The organism is Lujinxingia vulgaris, from assembly GCF_007997005.1.
Classification (GTDB): Bacteria; Myxococcota_A; Bradymonadia; order Bradymonadales; family Bradymonadaceae; genus Lujinxingia.
In genome coordinates this window covers 78,226-97,413 of sequence record NZ_VOSL01000014.1, presented here as the reverse complement: position 1 = coordinate 97,413, position 19,188 = coordinate 78,226, and the positions used below count along the sequence as shown (strand labels likewise).

Annotated in this window: 14 protein-coding genes; 6 read left to right on the top strand and 8 right to left on the bottom strand. The window is 64.8% G+C overall.

Translation table 11 applies throughout. From position 1 onward, the window contains the following. Nucleotides 1–103: 103 nt before the first annotated feature. The gene (locus FRC96_RS03280) at nt 104–616 is read right to left on the bottom strand and encodes a DUF4402 domain-containing protein (protein WP_146972661.1); all 513 of its coding nucleotides are present in this window, start codon (nt 614–616) and stop codon (nt 104–106) included. Between the two features lie 356 nt (nt 617–972). Here FRC96_RS03280 and FRC96_RS03275 point away from each other — a divergent pair, with 356 nt between their 5' ends. The 3 genes from FRC96_RS03275 to FRC96_RS03265 all read left to right on the top strand — a co-directional run bounded on the left by FRC96_RS03275 (nt 973) and on the right by FRC96_RS03265 (nt 5,029). Next, complete coding sequence (locus FRC96_RS03275) at nt 973–1,998, top strand: sigma-54 interaction domain-containing protein (RefSeq protein ID WP_146972660.1); 1,026 nt, start codon at nt 973–975, stop codon at nt 1,996–1,998. A 226-nt stretch (nt 1,999–2,224) separates the two neighbouring features. Continuing rightward, complete coding sequence (locus tag FRC96_RS03270; protein ID WP_146972658.1) at nt 2,225–3,949, top strand: hypothetical protein; 1,725 nt, start codon at nt 2,225–2,227, stop codon at nt 3,947–3,949. A 345-nt stretch (nt 3,950–4,294) separates the two neighbouring features. Next, nucleotides 4,295–5,029 (top strand): glutathione S-transferase family protein, encoded by a 735-nt coding sequence (locus FRC96_RS03265; protein WP_146972657.1) that lies wholly within the window; start codon nt 4,295–4,297, stop codon nt 5,027–5,029. 24 nt (nt 5,030–5,053) lie between these two features. Here FRC96_RS03265 and rtcR read toward each other — a convergent pair whose 3' ends face one another. The 3 genes from rtcR to FRC96_RS03250 are packed head-to-tail and all read right to left on the bottom strand — an operon-like array spanning nt 5,054 to nt 9,321. Then, complete coding sequence (gene rtcR, locus FRC96_RS03260) at nt 5,054–6,838, bottom strand: RNA repair transcriptional activator RtcR (protein WP_230469821.1); 1,785 nt, start codon at nt 6,836–6,838, stop codon at nt 5,054–5,056. Next, nucleotides 6,835–7,941 carry an RNA 3'-terminal phosphate cyclase gene (gene rtcA / locus FRC96_RS03255; protein WP_146972655.1) on the bottom strand — a complete coding sequence of 369 codons (1,107 nt, stop codon included), beginning with the start codon at nt 7,939–7,941 and terminating at the stop codon, nt 6,835–6,837. The genes rtcR and rtcA overlap by 4 nt, the downstream gene beginning before the upstream one ends. Next, nucleotides 7,942–9,321 carry an RtcB family protein gene (locus FRC96_RS03250; RefSeq protein ID WP_146972653.1) on the bottom strand — a complete coding sequence of 460 codons (1,380 nt, stop codon included), beginning with the start codon at nt 9,319–9,321 and terminating at the stop codon, nt 7,942–7,944. 545 nt (nt 9,322–9,866) lie between these two features. Here FRC96_RS03250 and FRC96_RS03245 point away from each other — a divergent pair. Beyond that, nucleotides 9,867–11,408: an ATP-binding cassette domain-containing protein gene (locus FRC96_RS03245; RefSeq protein WP_230469820.1), complete on the top strand. Its 1,542-nt coding sequence runs from the start codon at nt 9,867–9,869 to the stop codon at nt 11,406–11,408. Nucleotides 11,409–11,585: 177 nt separating this feature from the next. On the opposite strand, the gene FRC96_RS03240 is transcribed toward FRC96_RS03245, so the two are convergent. Beyond that, the gene (locus FRC96_RS03240; RefSeq protein WP_146972650.1) at nt 11,586–14,534 is read right to left on the bottom strand and encodes a protein kinase domain-containing protein; all 2,949 of its coding nucleotides are present in this window, start codon (nt 14,532–14,534) and stop codon (nt 11,586–11,588) included. A 455-nt stretch (nt 14,535–14,989) separates the two neighbouring features. On the opposite strand from FRC96_RS03240, the gene FRC96_RS03235 reads away from it, so the two are divergent. Further along, entirely contained in the window at nt 14,990–15,601 is a 612-nt protein-coding gene (locus FRC96_RS03235) for a flavodoxin domain-containing protein (RefSeq protein WP_146972648.1), read from the top strand. A 282-nt stretch (nt 15,602–15,883) separates the two neighbouring features. Here the strand turns inward: FRC96_RS03235 and FRC96_RS03230 are convergent, their stop codons facing one another. Beyond that, entirely contained in the window at nt 15,884–17,068 is a 1,185-nt protein-coding gene (locus FRC96_RS03230) for a DUF7151 family protein (protein WP_146972646.1), read from the bottom strand. Between FRC96_RS03230 and FRC96_RS03225 the strand changes: the two genes are divergently transcribed. After that, nucleotides 17,039–17,317, top strand: a complete 279-nt coding sequence (locus tag FRC96_RS03225) for a hypothetical protein (protein ID WP_146972645.1) — start codon at nt 17,039–17,041, stop codon at nt 17,315–17,317. The genes FRC96_RS03230 and FRC96_RS03225 overlap by 30 nt on opposite strands. A gap of 327 nt (nt 17,318–17,644) precedes the next feature. Here FRC96_RS03225 and FRC96_RS03220 read toward each other — a convergent pair whose 3' ends face one another. Then, nucleotides 17,645–18,253 carry an MYXO-CTERM sorting domain-containing protein gene (locus FRC96_RS03220; RefSeq protein WP_146972643.1) on the bottom strand — a complete coding sequence of 203 codons (609 nt, stop codon included), beginning with the start codon at nt 18,251–18,253 and terminating at the stop codon, nt 17,645–17,647. Nucleotides 18,254–18,459: 206 nt separating this feature from the next. Next, a complete protein-coding gene (locus tag FRC96_RS03215) occupies nt 18,460–19,167 on the bottom strand; it encodes an alpha/beta fold hydrolase (RefSeq protein ID WP_146972641.1) in 708 nt (235 codons plus the stop codon). Between the last annotated feature and the right edge of the window lie 21 nt (nt 19,168–19,188).

Genomic DNA, 19,188 nt, shown 5'->3' with positions numbered 1-19,188 from the left:
GCTGCTCCGGGAGTTGAGGTGGTGCGACAGGGGGGAAGAAGTCGGGGTGATGACGCCTGCGCGCGGCCGTGGGAGAGAGGGACGGCCGCGCGCAGGCCCGGCCTCACTGGTATTCGACGGTGATGTCGAAGCTCTGCGAGGGGCTGCCAACCTGAGCGGTGCTGTCGACCACCAGCGTGCCGCCGACTTTAACGGTGGCCGTACCCAGCGCCAGGGTGGGGCTGGCGTTGCTCAGGTTAAACGAGGTGATGTTGACGCCGCTGGCCAGCTCCAGGCTGGCCGGGGTAGAGATCGAGACGCTGGTGTCGGCCTCACCGGTGATGGTGATCTGACCGAAGACCGCGTCGTTGCGGTAGATCGCGCCGTCGCCCACGCCGGCGTCGTCGACGGTCTCACCGTTGGCGGTCATCACCAGCGTGGCGCTGTTGGCCACCGGGATGGCCAGCGTGCCGAAGGAGAGCTGGGTGTCGACGGCCACGCTCAGCGGTGCCTGCAGGGTGACCGAGGCGTCCATGGAGCCCACGTTGTCGGCGAAGGCCGCCGGGGAGATCAGCAGCAGCGCCGCTGCTGTCGTCATGCCCAGGGTGCGTCGAGTGAAGATGTGTCGGATGGTCATGGTCGTCTCCTTATGAGGTCAGCCCCGGGAGGGGGCAGGGGGGAAAGCGGCTCCGACTCGTCGGTACGGCGTCGCATGACCACCCTTCAGCAAGGGGCGTGCCCGGGCTGAAAAAAAGTCGATGTCACAAACATGTTTTGTCATAACTTGTTGGTAAATAAGGGTTTTATGGTCTTTTGTTTTTCGTGCTACAACGAGGATGAAAGGGTCTGAACTCGGCCCAAAAGGAGCGCGCGGAAAACTTTTCCGGGCGGGATCGTTGCCTCGCGGAAGGAAATTCCGGATCATGCGCTGAGGTGATCGAATGACCACGTACGTTGCCCCAGGGAGTGCGTCGCGCGCTCAGGGAGAGGGTTTTGGCAAAGTCGGAACGAGAGACATCGTCGATGAAGGAAGGGCGAGAGGGCATCGACGCGCTGGCGCAGGATGACGCCAGCCGTAAGCTCTTTGCGCTGGCGGAGACGGTGGCGCGCACGCCCTCAACGGTGCTGATTCACGGGGAGACAGGCGTGGGCAAAGAGGTGCTCGCGCGCTTTATTCACCTCAACTCCCGGGTGGCGCGCGGTCCGATGGTGGCGATCAACTGCGCGGCGCTGAGCGCCTCGCTCATTGAGAGTGAGCTCTTCGGCCATGAGAAGGGGGCGTTCAGCGGGGCGACCGGTCAGCACGCCGGCGCCTTTGAGCGGGCGCACGGCGGCACGCTCCTGCTCGATGAGGTCTCGGAGCTTCCGCTGGAGCTGCAGGCCAAGCTCTTGCGCGTGCTTCAGGAGCGGCAGGTCTTGCGCGTGGGGGGCACGCGTCCCATTCCCAACGACGCGCGTATCATCGCCACGACCAACCGCAACCTGGCCGAGCATGTAAGCGCGGGGCAGTTTCGCCAGGATCTTTATTTTCGCCTCAACGTCTTTCCGCTGGAGATCCCGCCCTTGCGCGAGCGCCCGGCCGATATTCTGCCGCTGGCGCGTCATTATGCCGGGACGCTGGCCGAGCGCCTGGATCTTGAGCCTCGTGAGTTCAGCCCGCAGGCGCTTGAGCAGCTCGCCAGCTACCGCTACCCGGGCAATGTGCGGGAGTTGATCAACATCGTGGAGCGGGCGCTGATCCTGGCCAGCACCGCCGCCTGCATCACCACCGAGCATCTGATCTTTGAGGCCGATGCCGCACCCGAGGTCGCCCACGAGACACGACGCGCGTCGGGCAATGAGGACGCCCACACCGTGCAGTTTCGGGCCGGGGATATGCCGCTGACCGATGTGCGCCGCGTCATCATTGAGCGCACCCTGGAGCGCTTTGAGGGCAACCGCTCCCGCGCCGCCCAGGAGCTGGGGGTGAGCACGCGCACGATCCGCAACAAGCTCAAAGATTACGATAAGAAGAACTGAGGCCGGGGGCCGGGGGACGCGATAGGGCGGGCGAAGGGGGGATGTGCTGCGGGTTGACGCGATCGCCTGGCGTGGGCCTGAGGTGCAGGCATAGGAGGCGAACATACCTCTCTTTACATCCGCCTGCGTTCTCCTCTATAGACTGAAGCTACCTTGCTAATTTCAGGGAATGGGGCCGCGCTCAGCGAACGCCGGCGCGGTAAAACCACCAACTTGTGGAGCTATGATGTTGTTTAGGAATCGATCGAAGTACGTGCTCGCCGGTTTGCTTTCGTTGACCCTGGCCGGGCCAGCCTGCGTCACCGGCGACGACGAAGACCCGGTTGTGGAAGACACCGACGCGGGTGATGACGCCGGCGACTCCGGCGATCCCGACGCCACGCCCAACCCGGATGAGATGACCGAGCTGGGCGGAAACATCACCGAGGATCAGACCTGGTCGGGCGATATCCTGGTGGTCGATGACGTCTCGATTCGCAACGGTGCGGAGATCACGATTGAGGCGGGCACCACCTTTTATGTGCAGGCCGACGTCCAGTTTGAGTTTGGCTGGAACGGCAACGACTACGCCGTCTTTGCCGAAGGCACCGAAGAGGCGCCGATCGTCTTTCGTGGCGAGACGGCCGAGGCCGGGTTCTGGCGGGGGATCATCTTCCGCGGCGACGGCGCGACCAACAGCCGCCTGGAGCATGTGGAGATTCACCACGCCGGTGGCGAGCAGCCCGCGCTGGTTCAGAACGCCGGGTTTACCCTCTCCAACGTCACCGTCAATGAGTCCGGCGATGTGGGCGTAGAGGCCTACAGCTTCCGCAGCGGCTCGGAGGGGCTCACCGTGACCGGGAGCGCCGAAGAGGCGGTGGTGCTCACCAACGAGAGCGCCCTGGCGAACTTCCCCTACGGCGGTGAGATCAGCGACAACACCGACAACGTGATCGTGCTGGACTTCAGCAACATCACCACCGAGGTCAACGTGCAGGACCCCGGCGTCTCTTTTGTGGTGGCCGAGGGGCTTTCGGGTCGAGACGGCGGGGCGTTTAACGTCTCCGAGGGCGTGGAGTTTCTGGTCGATGTGGACCAGCTCATCGAGTTTGGCTGGAACGGCAACACGTTCTCGTTTGATCTTCAGGGAAGCGCCGAGTCCCCCATCGTCTTTGATGCGATCGATCCCACGCCCGGCTCCTGGCGCGGCATCATCGTGCGCGGGGATGTGCTCAGCAGCTCCAACATCAACCACGTGCAGGTGCGCTACGCCGGGACCAACACCGAGGCTGCCGTCGAGGTGCGCTCGGGGATCCGCATTCAGAACCTGAGCGTGGAGGAGAGCTTTCACACCGGCTTTGCGCTGCGCGAGGGCCTTCGCACCGGCTCGGAGAACATCTCGATCCTCAACACCCAGGGGCGCGCGGCGGTCATCGGCTTTCAGACCATCGGCACGATGCCCACGGGCACCATCGAGGGAAATGAAGATGACTTCATTGATGTCGAAGGTAACCTGAGCATCGATGCCACGATCCGCCCGCTGGGCGCGCCCTACCGCGTGATCGACGACATCTCCACCCGCGATGCGGCCGAGGTCGTGATTGAGCCGGGCACCGTGTTTTATTTCGCGCCGGATCAGTCGCTGGAGTTTGGCTGGAACGGCAATGGCGGCACCGTGACCGCGGTGGGAACCGTCGATGCGCCGATCATCTTCACCTCGGAGCTTGAAGAAGCCGGAGCCTGGGAAGGCGTCTGGATCAATGGCTCGATGACCTCCAACAGCACCATTGCGTACGCCGAGTTTTCGTACGCGACGACCGCGCTCACGCTGCGGAACTCGATCAACGTCGAAAACAACACGTTCTCCAGCTACAGCGTGACGGCGATCGAAGCCGCTGAGGCCGCCGATGTAGCGGACTTGCTGGCGAACAACACCTTTGACGGCTCCGGCGCCGACGACGTGATCGACTGAGCGTTTGTGGGATGCTCGTTTGCGGCGTGAGGCTTCAACGCCTCGCGCGACGCCCGGCCCCTTTTGGGGGCCGGGTTTTTTTGTGCCAGGGCGCTGGCCTGGCACCAACGATGGCGATCTTCGACCACAACCGTGGGTCGGACCGGCTGGGGCGGTCGGGGAGAAGAGGGCTTGCGGAGCTCGGATGGGGTGAGAGTGGGGTTGCGAGATGTTTCATCGAGCCTCCAGTCATCGAAAGAAGACGTGGTGTGTATACCTTTTGCGCCAACACATCCTGACCGGTTTGGGTGTGCGACACCCGGGCGTGTGCCGCATCTCCCGGAGCAGCTGCGACGAGGTTTCTGCATGACCTGTGAACTCTACTATTGGCCATCGATCCCGGGGCGTGGCGAGTTTGTGCGCCTGGTGTTGGAAGAGTGTGGTGTGTCTTATATCGACGTGGCGCGGTTGCCGGAGGCCGAGGGGGGCGGGACGGCCGCGATTGAGCGTCTTCTGGCCGAGGACTTCGGGCAGACGCCGGCGTTCGCGGTGCCTGTGTTGAGGGCGGGCCCGCTGACGATCTCCCAGACCCCGAATATCTGCCTCTACCTCGGAACCCATCACGGGCTTGCGCCCGAGGGCGACGCGATCTGGCACGCCAACCAGCTCCAGATCACCCTCGAAGACATGTTGTCTGAGGTTCACGACACGCATCATCCGATCGCGGTCGGACGTTATTATGAGGATCAGCAGGACGCCGCGCGTCAGCGAACCCGCAACTTCATCGAGGAGCGCCTGCCGAAGTTTCTCGACTACTTTGAGAGCGCGCTCAACGCCACGCCGGGGGATTGTCTTCTTGGCGATCGCCTGACCTATCCGGACCTCGGGCTTTTTCAGATGATCCGGGGGATTCGCTACGCTTTTCCGAGGGCCTGGTCGGCCTACCGACCGCGGTACGCTCGCCTGGAGCGGCACGCGCATCAGGTCGCAACGCGCGAGCGCATTGCGGCGTATCTCAAGAGCGAGCGTTGCATCCCCTTCAATGAGGACGGGATCTTTCGGCACTATCCCGAGCTGGACAGAGAGCCCGGTCCGACCTGAGCCTCGTGAGGCGTGGCCACGTCGTTACACCGGCTCGTTGAGGGCGGTGAGGGTGTCGAAGTCCAACCCGAATTTCTGCAGGTATTTCCGCAGGCGATCGGCGTCGTTGCGCGACTTTCGGCGTGTGCGGGAGTGGGCGAAGAGCGCGCGGCCTGCCTCCGAGAGCGTTGCGCATTGGCGGCAGACTTCAATCACATAGCGAAGTTGCACGGCGTCGAAATCGTCGAGCTCGCCAACACCCAGCTCCGAGAGCACATCTTCAACCTCTCCCATCGCCGCGCTTCGACCGACCTTCGCAGCGGTGTGATGTCCGACCCCCGGATGTGCCATGTGGGCGTCGTCGCTCGCGTTGAGCGGGTGATGTCCGACCCCCGGACGTGCCATGTGGGCGTCGTCGCTCGCGTTGAGCGGGTGATGTCCGACCCCCGGATGTGCCATGTGGGCGTCGTCGCTCGCGCCGTTGAGGCCCCAGCGCACCTGCAACCTCTCGATCTCTTCAGCCACCACCGCCTCATCGATCACGCCGGCGCGGGCCAGGGTGGCCATGCGGACCACCGAGGCGTTTAAGTCGCGAAAGTTCGCCGTCCAGGTGGCGTCGTCGCTCAGCGCGAAGTCCAGGTAGCGACGGCGCGCCTCCAGGTTGATGCGCACCCGCTCTCCGTGGCGCTCGCCATAGGCCTCCAACTCAAAGTCGAGGTTGGGCTCGATGTCTTCGCGGCGCGCGGCCAGACCCGGAAGCTCGAAGCTCCAGAGGTTGATGCGGGCGAGGAGGTCGGCGCGGAAGCGGCCGCGCTGCACCTCATCGAGAAGATCGGCGTTGGTGCCGGCGATGAGCACAAAGTCGCTCTCGACTTCATCGTCGGCGCCGACGGGCAAAAAACGACCGGTCTCCAGCGCGCGCAAAAGCATGGCCTGCTCGTCGGCGCCGAGCTCGGCGATCTCGTCGAGGAAGACGACCCCGCCGTCGGCGCGCTTGAGCAACCCTTCGCGCGCGGCCACCGCCCCGGTGAACGCGCCGCGGCGGTGGCCAAAAAGCGCGCTCATGGCCCCGTCGCCCCGCAGCGTGGCGCAGTTGATGGCCACAAAGGGGCCGCGGACCTGGTGGCGTTGTTTTTTGAGCTCGTAGATGCGCCGCGCCAGCTGCGTCTTGCCCGCGCCGGTGGGGCCTGTGAGCAGCATCGGCTCTCGGGAGCGCTGGGCGACGATCTCGATCTTTTCGATCAGCGCGTTAAACGTCGCGTTGCGGGTGTTGATGCCGCCTTTGAGCAGCGTGGTGGCCTCGTGCTGCTCGCGCGCAAAGCGCGCGGCCAGCCGGTCGTAGCGCGAGAGATCCAGATCGATGAGCCGCCAGCCCCCGGCGGCCCGCATCGGGCCTTTTTTGCGCGGGGAGCTCTGCAAAAGACGCGCGGGCAGGTGGCGGGATTCGGCCAGGAGAAACATGCAGATCTGCGCGACGTGGGTGCCCGTGGTCAGGTGCAGCAGATACTCTTCGTCATCCTCAAAGGGGTAGGCGCGGCTGAAGTCGTGCAGCGCGCCAAAGACTTCTTCAAAATCCCAGGGGTCGTTCAGAGGAAGTTCGCGCAGCACGATCTCGGTCGAGGGTGAGACCTGCGCGATGTCTTCGGTGACCTGTCTGGCGAGCCGGCGATCGCCGGGCTGGCAGAGGAGCTCAAAACGATCGATGAGCAGGTCGTCCTGCTGGCAGATCCCCACCGAAGGGCGCCAGCGCTCCCAGCGGGCCGGAGCAAAGCCGCGGTCGAGCTGGGAGCCTAAGAGGCCGATCACAACGGTGGGTTTTCGAGCACTCATTGAGACTCCAGGCCAACGTCGAAGGTGCCATCGTCGCGCTCGTTCACCTCGAACTCGCGGCCGGTGAAACGTGGCAGAAGTTCAAGCTGGGTGCGGGCATGCGAGCTCAGCTCGCCGCAGCGAAAGCGCCCGCGGCCGAGCGCGGCGAGCACCACCAGGAGCTGGTCGGCGAGGTGTTCGCCCACCGGGGCGTCGTGCTGGAGGTAGGCGCCAAGCGCGTCGGCCAGGCGCTCGGCGACGGTCTCGGCGCTCACGCCTTTTTGACCCGGCACAAAGACGACCTCGCGGACGTGCTCGAAGTTCAGCGTGGCGAGGAGCGCGTTGCCCGGTCCGGGGCTTGTGTCGTGGCGGAGCACCTCGGTCTTCCAGCCGACCCCGGGGGCGGGGAGGGCGGGCGCGCGTTTTAAAAAGGTCTGGATCTCTCGCTCGGCGATGGAGGTCGGGAGGTGGGCGATCAGCGCCTCAAGGGAGGCGTCGAGAAGTTCGCCGCGCGCCATCAGGTCGAGGGCGGGTGACGCATCGATCGACGAGGTTTTATGCGGGCTTTGCACGACCGTAGGTCGGCCACTCGCAGGCGAAACGTCGACAAAAACCTCCCCGCCGCCGGCGGGCATAAAGCCCGGGCGGCGCAGCTCGGCTTCGATGGAGAGGCCGGCCTCGCGCAGCACCTTGAGGTAGGCGCGCGCGATGAACTCAAAGGGGGGCGCGGCCGGGTTGTGGGTGCCCCCGCTGATGCTCAGCGTGGCGGGTTGCCCGCTGAGCGCCAGCGGCAGGAGCACCGTCTGCAACACCAGCATGGCGCTGCCGGCCGAGCCCACCTCGAAGCGGAAGTCGCCGCCCTGAAGATCGCCCGGCGTAAAGCGCAGGGATTGGCTTCCAAGGTCGGCGCCCTCCACCTCGGCGTTGCAGATCGCTGTGGCGGCCCGCACACAGGTCAGATGCTGGCGCAGCAGGCCGCTGCGTCGCCGGCCGGCGCGGATCTTCTCCATGGCGAAGGGGCGGCCGGTGAGCATCGCCATCGTCAGCGCGCTGCGCAGCACCTGGCCGCCCCCCTCACCGGCGCTGCCATCGATTGTGATTGGTTCTTGTTTAAATTCAGCCACTTAGTCCTCCGCCGGTTCGCCGGCCGGCGCCATCTTGACCATGCGCGGGTCGAAGCGGGCCACGATCTCCACGAGGTCGTTCTGGGCGCGCATGACCTCTTCGATGTTTTTGTACACGTCGGGGACCTCATCGAGGCCGGCCGAGAGAAGTCGCACCTTCTGGCGCGCCAGGCGCTCTTTGACCGGGGCCCAGTCCATCGTCTTCTTGGCTCGGGTGCGCGACATCACGCGCCCGGCCCCGTGGGCGGCGCTCTCTAATGAGAGGGCGTTTCCTTTGCCGCGGACCACAAAGCCGGGGTCGGCCATCGAGCCCGGAATCACCCCGAGCACACCCTTACCCGCCGGCGTGGCGCCTTTGCGATGCACAATCAGCTCGCGGCCGTCATGAACTTCCTTCCAGGCGTAGTTATGGTGGTTCTCGACCTGGGCCAGCGCCTCGGCGCCGAGGTTGCGCAGGATCTGGCGGTGAATCACCGCGTGGTTGGCCGACGCGTAGCGCCCCATCAGCTCCATCGCCGCCCAGTACTCCTGGCCGGGCTCGCTCTTAAGGTCGAGCCAGGCCAGGTGACGAAGCTCCGAGGGAAGCTCCGGGTGCAGCTTCATCGCAAGCTTCGAGTAGTGGTTGGCCACCGCCGCGCCGGTGCCGCGGCTGCCGCTATGGCTCAAAAGCGCCAGGTAGCGCCCGGCCTCAAGCCCCAGGTCCGGCTCGGTGAGGGTGAGCACCCCGAACTCCACAAAGTGGTTCCCCGAGCCGCTGCTCCCGAGCTGCTTCCAGCCTTTGGACTTACCGCGAGAGGTGATGGGCGAGATCTCCCAGTCCTCATCCATCACCTTGTGATCGTGGGGCTTCTTGAAATGCGCGCCGATGCCAAAGGCGGTCTCCCGCTCAATGGCGCGCTCAAAACGCTCGGGATGATCCTCAAAGCTCTGCAGATCGACATCGAGCACGCTCAACTTCACCCGGCAGGCGATGTCCACGCCGACCGCGTAGGGGATCACCGCCCCCTCGGTGGCCAGCACGCCGCCGATGGGCAGGCCGTAGCCCAGGTGGGCGTCGGCCATCAGCGCGCCGCGGTAGGCGATGGGGAGGCGCGAGGCCTGCTCCATCTGCTTGACCGCCTGCGGCTCCAGATTCTCACCCCACTGCGCCCAGGGCGCGCGGGTCTCGGGCTCTTTCCAGATCTCGACCTTTTGAAGGTAGTCGGCGAGCTCCGCGAAGGTCTCACCCTGGTAGTTTTCGGGGGCCTCCACGATCGCCCGCAGCTCCTCGTAGGCCTCATCCGGGGTGGTCTGCCCGCTCTCGATCATCGTCCCGATGGTCTTGAGCAGGTGGGGATGGAAGTGTTTGGGGATGTTCAACTTACGCAGGTGGTGTTTCATCTGACTTTCCTTGCGGCAGCTCCTCGCCGCTGTGTTCGAGAGATGTTGAGGAGGCGGGTCGGGCGTTGTCTTTCAACGTGTCGACGGCGTCGGCCTCCAGACTCGAACCTTCCCCATAGCGAGCCCCGTGCCATATTTTTCACTCAGGTATTTTTAATCAGGGAGGAGGGTGAGTGCTGGGTGTGTAATGTGTTGGTTTTGTTGGTGTTTTGGTGATTTTTGTGTGGCGTAGGAAAAGTTCGCGTGAGCGTGAAGGGCCGTGTGGAGCACATATGGCGACGCGCATGTTGTATACGGATTTATAAAACTCGCGCACATCGTATCATTTCATCTTGCACGGCGCGCGCGTCGACGTCTTGATTTCTTGAAAACACCTGCCTAGTTTTGAGCCGTCGTGTCGCCGCCGATCGAGAGGTCGTGTGGGCCACCGACTTCCCTTTTCCCAAACCCCGAGTCCGCTGGTGAAGTAACCCCCTTTTAAGAGCGCGATGATTTGCAGGTCCTTCTGTTTTGGATCTGCGCCCATTCTCTTGAAAGGAGGTCGTATGACTTCAACGCAGGTGTCGGTGCGCCTTGAGCGCGTCGCTTTTTCGTATCCGCGCGCGATCCACACGCTCTTTCGGGGCCTGGATCTGCATCTGGAGGCCGGCTGGTACGGGCTCGTGGGGCCGAACGGCGCGGGAAAATCCACATTCATGAGTCTTCTGAGCGGGGCGCTGGAGCCGACCGAGGGTCGGATGGTGCACGAGTTTGAGGGGCCGGTGGTCTGCTGTGAGCAGCGCGTGGAGGCGCCGGGTGAGCGGGTCGATGAGGCGGCGCAGCGCTGGGATAAAGAGGCGATGCGCCTCAAAAGCCGCCTTGATCTGGACTATGAGGGGTGGACCCGCTGGGAGACGCTCTCCCCGGGGGAGCGCAAGCGCTGGCAGATCGGCGCGGCGCTGATGGCCCGTCCCGATCTTTTGCTTCTGGACGAACCCACCAACCACCTCGACGCGGAGGGGCGAGCGTGGTTGATGGAGGCGATGGGGCTGCACCGGGGGGTGGGCGTGGTGGTCAGCCATGATCGCGCGCTGCTCGACGCGACGTGCCAGGCGACCCTGTGGCTGGAGCCGGGCCCTGGCGAGGTGGCGCTCAAGGTCTATCCGGCGGCGTACAGCGCTGCTTTTGACATGCGGAAGTTGCGGATTGCCGGGGAGGTGCAGGCGCGGCAAAACGCCGAGGCGGCGCGCGATCGGCTCAAGCGCGCAAGCGTGGAGGCCGCCGAGCGCCAGCAGTCCACGGAGCGCTCGCTCAGCACAAAGAGCCGCATGACCTCGGTGCGCGACAGCGACGCGCGCAGCATGGCGCGAAAAGGGCGCGCGATCGACGCGTCGGCGAAGGCCAGCCGGGAGGCCGGTGTGGTGGGCCGCGAGCTCGCAAAAGCCGATGCGAGGTTAAGAGAACTTCCCATCCACAAAGCCCTGGGCCGGGCGCTGCTCGTGGACTTTGAGCCCTCGCCCAAAGATCCCCTGGCGAGCCTCACTGGCGAGGCGTTGAAGGCCGGCGATCGGGTGCTGGCAGGCGATCTTCGCCTGGCGCTCGGGCGCAGCGAGAAGATCGCGCTGACCGGCCCCAACGGGGCGGGTAAGTCGACGCTGCTGCGCCTGCTGATGGCGAACCTTCACGTGCCCGAAGATCGGGTGCTCTACCTGCCTCAAGAGCTGACCGAGGGTCGGACATCGGCCAGCATGCAGGCGCTCAAAGCGATGCACCCCGACGAGCTCGGAGAGGTGATGAACATCGTGGCCGCGCTGGGAACGGACCCCTCGAAGTTGCTCGGCGGCGCCCCCCCCAGCCCCGGGGAGGCGCGTAAGGTGATGCTGGCGCAGGCGCTGCATCAGCGCGTCTGCGCGATGATTCTCGATGAGCCGACCAATCACCTCGATCTGCCCTCGATCGAGCGGCTGGAGGAGGCGCTGGTCGCCTACCCCGGGGCGCTTCTGCTGGTGAGCCACGACGCGCGTTTTCGGCAGCGAGTGACGCAGAAGACGTGGCGGATCGGGCCGGAGAGGGTGGAGGTTGAGGAGAGGTTGGATGATGAGACGTAGGCGGCGATCGTGCGCGGAGTTGCACGACCCGGGGTCGGACGATCGCGAGTGATGGCGTCGAGTTGCACGACCGAGGGTCGGACCCTTGCCAGGGTCGGACCATTGCCAGCAATGAGGTTGAACTGTTCAACCGGGGGGCGAACATCATCGCGCCCAGAAGTCGGAAACATGACCTGGTTACAAGGGTTCGGCGTCGGGGGTGTCGAGCTCATAGGCGGGCACCGCGCCGGCGATGGCGGGGGCCTCATCGTCACCGATAAGGTCGGTGTGGCCGTAGCCGAGCTGGCCAAAATCATTAAAACCCCAGCAGCGCATCGTGTCGTCTTCGAGGAGCGCGCAGGTGTGGTAGTTCGAGGCTTCGATGGCCACGGCCTTGCCGCCCAGGTAGACGTCGGTGGCCTGCGAGGGCGGGGCGTCGGTGCCGACGGAGCGGCGGTGCCCGTAGCCGAGCTGGCCAAAGCGGTTGTCGCCCCAGCAGCGCACTCGGCCGCCCTCTAAGAGCGCGCAGGTGTGCAGGCCGCCGGCGTCGATCTGCAAGATCGGGCCGCCGGCGTCGATGTCGCCGGCTTCGGCCGGGGACTCGTCGTCGCCGATGTTGTTGGTGTGGCCCAGGCCCAGCTGGCCGTGCTCGTTCCAGCCCCAGCAGCGGGCGCGTCCTTCGGGGAGCAGCGCGCAGGTGTGGCTGCGGCCGGCGGAGACCGCCAACACCTCATCGCCCACATCGATAAAGTCGACGGCGGCGGGGTGCTCGTTGTCGCCGATATTGTCGGTGTGCTCCTGGCCAAGCTGTCCGGCCTGGTTTCGGCCCCAGCATTTGAGTTCGCCGCCCTCTAAGAGCGCGCAGGTGTGGAACTTTCCGGCGCTGATCTCCAGGACGTCGGCGCCGACGTTGACCGGGTTGATGTTGGCCGGGACCTCCGCTTTGCCCAGGTGATGGGTGTGGCCCAGTCCGAGCTGGCCGTAGCGGTTGTTGCCCCAGCATTTGAGATCGCCGTCGTCGAGAAGGGCACAGGCGTGGGTGGCGTATTGCATCGCGCCGACGGTCAGCGTTTTGACCGGCCCGCCCATGGTGATGGGCTCGATGTCGGCGGGGAGCTCGTCTTCGCCGACGCGGCGCACGTCGCGACCCAGGCCCAGCTGGCCAAAGTGGTTGCTGCCCCAGCAGCGCAGAGCGCGGCTCTCTAAGAGCGCGCAGGTAAACGACGCGTTGTAGTCGCCGGCGGCCGCGATCGCGATGGCCGGCTCTCCCAGCGCCACGAACCCGGCCTCGGAGGCCGGCTCGTCGTCGCCCATGCGCTCGCGGTGGCCCAGACCCAGCTCGGCGTCGAAGTTTGCGCCCCAGCAGCGCACCTGACCCTCGCGCAGCAGGATGCAAGAGTGGAACTTGCCAAGGGCCATCTGCTGTACGAAGCGGGGGGGCGCGGCGACGGCATCGCTCGGAAGACCCTCGGCGGCCGCGATCAGAGCGCCTCTGACGGTGTGGCTTGCGTTCTCAATGAGCGGGGCGATCGAGAGGGCGTCGGGGTCCGGATCCGCGCTCAGATCTTGGATTTCGGCGGCGATGGGTTCGTCTGAAGACGAGGTGGCAGGGGCATTTTCTTGCGAGTTTTTGGCCAGCGCGGCTTTGAGGGAGAACGGAGGCGGTAGAAAACCGGGGCCGTAGATGTCGGCGAGGACGATGCCGGCCAGGGTGAGGAGCAGCGCGCTAACGAGTAAGGCGGTGGGTTTTTGAGAGGGTTTAGGGGCGGGCTCGATCTCGCTCTCGGGCTCGCTCTCGGGCTCGATCTCGGGCTCGATCTCGCTCTCGGGCTCGCTCTCGGGCTCGATCTCGGGCTCGATCTCGCTCTCGGGCTCGATCTCGATCTCGATCTCGATCTCGGGCTCGGGCTCGATCTCGATCTCGGGCTCGCTCTCGGGCTCGATCTCGTTCTCGGGCTCGCTCTCGGGCTCGATCTCGTTTTCAGGGGCGATGGCGAGCTCTTCCGAGGTGGGGACGCGGCGCGTGGCGAGGTCGTCGGCGGCCTCAGCGCGCACCGTCTTAAGAGCGAGAAGATCCCGGGAGGCCAGATGAGCGGTCTGCCCGGGCAGCAGCGTGCCGCGAGGGCCGAGCTGGCCGGAGAGGGCTTCGACGGCCGGGCGCATCGCCCGGCGCAGCGCTTCGACATCCTGAAAACGCGTTTTGGGATCGCGCGCAAGCCCCCGGGCCAGAAAGTCGCGGGTGACCTCCGGGAAGTTCAGGTCGGCGATCTCATCGAGGGGATCAAACTCCTCTTTGATCTTCTTGATCAACACCTCCTGCTCGGAGGCGCCGGGGAAGGGGCGGCGGCCGCTCAAAAACTCAAAGAGCATCACGCTGACGGCGTAAAGATCGGTCCAGGGTCCCAGGTTTTTGCGCGAGATCTGCTCGGGCGCCATATAATTTGGTGAGCCCAGGTGCCAGCGCGTATCGCTCTTATGCTCGACGAACTTGGCCAGCCCGAAGTCCAGCAGGCGCACGTAAAGGGGGTTGCCCACCACGGCCTGGATCATGATGTTTTCGGGCTTGATGTCGCGGTGGACGATGCTGTCCTGGTGGGCCGCGCCCAGCCCGTTGAGGAGCTGGTTGGTGATGGTGAGGATCTCCTCGGCGCTAAAGCCGCGGCCATCCTCGGTGCGGGCGTGAATCTCATCGCGCAGGGTGCGGCTGCCGTCGATGAACTCCATCACAAGATAAGGCCGCCCGGCGTGAATGCCGTACTTGAGCAGGCGCACGATGTTGGGGTGGCTTAAGTGCGCGAGCACCTCCGCCTCGCTCTGGAACTTCTGGAGGAGCACCCGCGAGAACTCGGGCTCGTCGGTGTCGACGTTGATGAGCTTGAGCGCCCCTTTGAGCCTTAAGAGCGGCGACTGGTACGCCAGATACACGCGCCCGAACCCGCCCGAGCCCAGGGTGCCGACGACCAGAAAATCGCCGACCATCTGGCCGATCACCGGGTCGGGCTGCTCGGCGGCGCCGCGGTGGGCCCGCTCCCAGTCGGTGTTGGAGATATAGTGCAGCCCGCGCTTGGCGCAGCCCCGCTCCTCACAGGGCGCGGCCACCACACCGGTGCCGTCACAGCCGGGACACGTTCCCGTAGTACCACGCATGCATTGTCCAGGCGCCGGAGGTGTTCAGCGACGGAAGAAAAAGAGCGCGTTAAAACCACTAAAAGGGCGTCAGCTCGCCGCCAGTATGCCAGAGGCTTCTGGGTCGAACAACGTCGCCGAGCGCCGCCGAGCGCATCAGGACGACGCTGGCGGTGTCGATAGGGATTCGCGGTAGCGCTGCTACAGCTTCATCCCTATCTCCTTGCCAGGCGCCGCCCTGAGTGCGCTCGGGTTTTTTATTTTGCGGAGGTGGGTGGTTGGGGGGGCGTGCGGGTTGTGGTTGTGGGGCGTCGGGGTTCGCGATGTTGGGAGGTGAGCGCGGGCGTTGGGTGGGGCGCGTGGATGTGTGTCCGGTGAGGGTTGAGTGCGGGCATAAACGACGTTGGTGAGGTGGGGTTCGGGTCTATTTTGGGTGTAACGTCAACCACTTACGATGACTTTCGTTCGAGGGGCTTATGGACACGATCACCCGACTCGCTCTTATCTACCAGGCCGACACGATCGAAACTCGCCGGGTCGCCGACGCGATCGCGACCCACCTCAAGGAGATGAGCCACCGTGTGGAGCTTTTCACCGCTGAGGCCATCCCCGAGGAGCTGGAGTTCAGCGAGTATGACGGGGTGATCTTCGGCAGCGCGCTGGAAGATGGGGAGTATGCACCGCCGATCGAGGAGCTGATCGGGGAGCGGCACCGGGAGCTGCAGCATATGCCGGCGGCGTTTTTCAGCGTCAGCTTGAGTGAGCATGACGACGCCGAGGCCCTGCGCGCTGAGAGTGAGCGCTGCATGGAGCGCCTGATCATTGAGACGGACTTTAATCCGGCCTTCTTCGCCTCGTTTACCACCGAGCTGCCGAGCTCCAGCCGCGGCTTTATGAAGCAGATGAGCATGGAGCCCCTCGGGAGGCGGATGGATGGCGAGCTGGGCTTTGATATTGCGGATGAAGAGGACTACGAGACCCTGGAGGGCGCCGACGTCGAGGAGTTCGTGGAGGGTTTTTTGGGGCAGATTGCCTTTATGGTCGGGCGACCGGCGGAGGCCGCGTCGAGTACTCCGCTGCCCTATTAAGAAGCGTCGAAACAAACAAACAACCTCTCCAAAAGACGTCGGATCACGACCCAGGGTCGGACCACTCAGGGTCGGACCACTTTTAAAGGTTGCACGACCCAGGGTCGTGCAAAGTCCAGTAAATACGCCATGTTACACGACCGAGGGTTGAACAGCTTCCCGTGTCGACGCCGGATTGTACGACCGAGGGTCGGTCCTATCCGATAAAAAAAGAGCGCCGGCGATGTGCCGGCGCTCTTCAAAAAACGTGCTCGAAGTGGTGCGCGTCGCTCCGGTGGGGTGTTAGTCGAGGGTGATCACTTCAAAACGATCGCTCTCGCGCTGCACCACCAGGGTGCGGCCGTTGATGTTGATCATCGGCCAGATGCCAAAAGAGTCGCTGGTCCAGTTGCCCGTGACGAAGTCGCCGGATGCGTTCACAAGCCAGGCGCTCATGGCATATTCGCTGCCGCTGTAGGTGGTCCACATGCCGGTGCGGGTCCAGTACTGACCCGGGGTCGCGCTCTCAAGGCGTCGCTCAGCGGCGGTGGCCGGGTCGGCGAACCCGTCCAGGACCTCGCCATCGCCTTCGACCGCCTCGCCGCCAAGCTCGGTGCGCGAGGCGATGAAGACCGCGTCGACGTCGCCACCGCTGTTGATGGAGACCCAGGGGATAGTGATGGGCGTGAGCGCGTCGCTCAACTCTGGCGAGAAGGCGTCGGCGAAGGTGGCGTTGAGCCAGGTGCGCAGATCGCTTGAGCCCCAGGCGTTGGCCCAGCCGCCATCGTAGAGGGCGCGCGACGCGACGCGCTCGGTGGTGCGCAGGGTCACCGAGTTGGCCAGGAAGCCGTAGTTATGATGGACCACGCGCCACTCCAGGGGGGCTTCATTCCTGACGGTGGCGCTGTCGACGACGAGCGCGCCGGTGGGAAGATCGGAGACATACACGACCATCAGCGGGCAGAGCAGCGTCGACTCCTCGCCAATCGTCAGCAGGGTGCCCTCGCCGCCGGGGCATTCCTCGGAGGTGGCGTTGCTGAGCGTGACCTCCGGGGTAAGCCCGTCTTCGCCGGGGGCGCCGTTGCAGATGGACTCGCTCTCAATCACGTCTTCTTCGGTGTCGAGGCTGCCGTTGGCGTTGGCGTCGATGCCGAACTCCAGGAAGGTGCCGCCGTACTCGCAGGTGGCCACGTCGGCGGCGCTGACGCGCATTGCCGTGTTTAGGCCCGCCTGACCCGCTTCGCCGGTGGCGCCGTTGCAGATCGACGTGCTCTCGATCACGTCTTCTTCGGCGTCGAGGGTGCCGTTGGCGTTGGCGTCGAGGCCAAACTCCAGGAAGGTGCCGCCAAACTCACACTGTGCGACCTCGGCCTCACTGGCGCGTACCACCACGTGGGCAGCGGCCGCACCGTCTACGCCGTCTTCGCCATCTTCGCCATCTTCGCCGTCGCAGATGATGTGGCTTTCACCATCGAGGGTGATGACCACGCCACCCTCATCACACTGCTCCGCCGTGGCGTCGGTGACCTCGATCTCGGGCGATTCACCATCCTCGCTCGGGGCGCCCTGGCAGAGGACGTGCTCGGTCTCATCGATGAGGATGACCTGACCGCCGTGGGGGCATTGCTCGCTGGTGGCTTCGGTGCCGCTGATGGCGAGGCCATCCTGGGGGGCTTCCGAGCTGCAGCCAGCCGCGGTGGAGGTGAGCAGGAGGGCGACGAGGGTGACGAGCGATGATTTCTGAGCCGTACGTTGCTAGGAGAACTCCGAGGCAAGTGAGGGGGGCGAGGGCGGCAGAGGGGGGCCCAGAGGCGAGGCGCAACGCTCGTGAGACGCGCATGATTTGAGGGTGAGACGACTTCTGAAATGATTGAAAACAACTCTTTACATTTGCGGGGGCCGGAGTCAATCCCGGTGAGGTCGAAAACGACCCGGGGGCGGATACTCTCCAGAGATAGCGCCGATGTTGCACGACCGGGGGCGGACAACCTCCGGGGGGCTGAACGTAAAAAGCCCTGATCTCAAAAGCGAGGTCGGGGCTTTTTACCTGGATGTTCGGTGCGTTTAGCGTCGGCGACGCAGAGCGACGAGGCCCAGGGCGCCGGCCAGCGTCAGCAGCGCCGGGGCCGGGGTGTTGCCGGAGGTGGAGCAGCCACCGGTGCCGGGATTGTCGCCGGCGTCGTCGTCGGGCTCATCGTAGCCAGCGTCCGTATCGGGCTCGTCGACAGGCGGTTCATCGGGGTATTCGGGCGCTTCATAGAAGTTGCGAATCTTGATTTCGAGCGTGGCCTCGACGGTGTCGGTGCTGGCCTCGAAAAAGCGTAACACGCTGCTCTCGTCGCCGAACTCGTAGGGCTCGGGGATTTCCATATGGATCGCGAATTCGTCGCCGGGCTCCAGAGTCGCGGAGACGCAGGCCTCGGGCTCGCATTCGGTTTCGACGATCGTGACAGCCTGATCGCAGGTATTGGTGAGCGTGAGGGTACGCGCGCAGATTTCGCCATAGTAGAGCCCTGCGCTGTAGTCGCCCTCGATGGTCAGGCATTCGAGCTCGGGGATGGGTGTGGCGTCGACGTCGCAGGAGCCGTCAGGGCCGCCGCCGGTCTCGGCCAAGGCCGCGGCGGGTAAAAGAAGTCCAAAAGCGAGGAAGGCGGCGGTGGCGGAGCGCATCATGAGGTTTCCTAAGGTTATTTTTATGAAAGCGTGCGGGGCAGCAAGGACGAGGTCTGGATAAAGATTTGTCCAGATTGTGCCTGGCGAGCGACGCGGCTAGGGGCTGCGCCGAAAAAGGGCGGTTGGTGATGGCAGCGCGAAGTCATGCATGGTGTGTGCCATCCGCTCTTCTATGCGCGACTTAGGGTCGGCCAATACCATCATCCTCACCCCTCGATCTCGCGCGCAAACGCATTTAAATGCGCGCTCAACGCCTCCGCTTGACTCAACATCGGCAGATGCCCCGACGCCACATCCACAACCTTCTGCGTGCCCAGGTTTGCGATCATCTTCGCCTGCAGCGCATCGCCAAACTCCTTGTCGGCCGTCAACCGCACGTACCATCGGGGCACCTCGGGCACCGCCGCCTGGCAGTCCTCGAAGTAGAGCGCCGCAGACTCCGGCGCAAAGCGCTCCACGAGCTCCGCGCTAAGCTCGGCGCTCAGATCGCTGCCCAGCCCGGCACCGATCACGCTCTCGGGCGGACGCGTGCCCATCACTCGAATCAATGCCTTCATCAGCAGGCGTTTCGGGAGCGGCAGACACGAGGCAAAGGAGCCGCCATCGTTGGGAATCGCCGCTCCGATGGCCACCATCCCGGCCACGCGATCGCCGAGCGCTGCTGCGATCGGGAGCGCCAGAACCCCGCCGATCGAGTGCGCCACGAGAATCACCCGCTCACATTCAAACGCCTCGATCTGCGCCTGCACATCCGCCACATAATCGTTCAGCGAGAGCACCCCGCGCTGCCCCGGCGTCAACGCGCGTCCGGGGAAGTCGACGGCCAGCGCGGGCTGCTTCAGCTGCGTCTCAACGTCCCGCCAGATCCAGCCGCCCAGGCCCGCTCCGTGAATCAGTACAAATCCCGTTTTCATCTGTGCTCCCTATGCCGTGTT

Bases quoted from the DNA above. Each gene is read 5' to 3' on its own strand.
- FRC96_RS03280 (WP_146972661.1), bottom strand. From the start codon at position 616: ATGACCATCCGACACATCTTCACTCGACGCACCCTGGGCATGACGACA.
- FRC96_RS03270 (WP_146972658.1), top strand. From the start codon at position 2,225: ATGTTGTTTAGGAATCGATCGAAGTACGTGCTCGCCGGTTTGCTTTCG.
- FRC96_RS03265 (WP_146972657.1), top strand. From the start codon at position 4,295: ATGACCTGTGAACTCTACTATTGGCCATCGATCCCGGGGCGTGGCGAG.
- rtcR (WP_230469821.1), bottom strand. From the start codon at position 6,838: ATGAGTGCTCGAAAACCCACCGTTGTGATCGGCCTCTTAGGCTCCCAG.
- FRC96_RS03250 (WP_146972653.1), bottom strand. From the start codon at position 9,321: ATGAAACACCACCTGCGTAAGTTGAACATCCCCAAACACTTCCATCCC.
- FRC96_RS03245 (WP_230469820.1), top strand. From the start codon at position 9,867: ATGACTTCAACGCAGGTGTCGGTGCGCCTTGAGCGCGTCGCTTTTTCG.
- FRC96_RS03240 (WP_146972650.1), bottom strand. From the start codon at position 14,534: ATGCGTGGTACTACGGGAACGTGTCCCGGCTGTGACGGCACCGGTGTG.
- FRC96_RS03235 (WP_146972648.1), top strand. From the start codon at position 14,990: ATGGACACGATCACCCGACTCGCTCTTATCTACCAGGCCGACACGATC.
- FRC96_RS03220 (WP_146972643.1), bottom strand. From the start codon at position 18,253: ATGATGCGCTCCGCCACCGCCGCCTTCCTCGCTTTTGGACTTCTTTTA.
- FRC96_RS03215 (WP_146972641.1), bottom strand. From the start codon at position 19,167: ATGAAAACGGGATTTGTACTGATTCACGGAGCGGGCCTGGGCGGCTGG.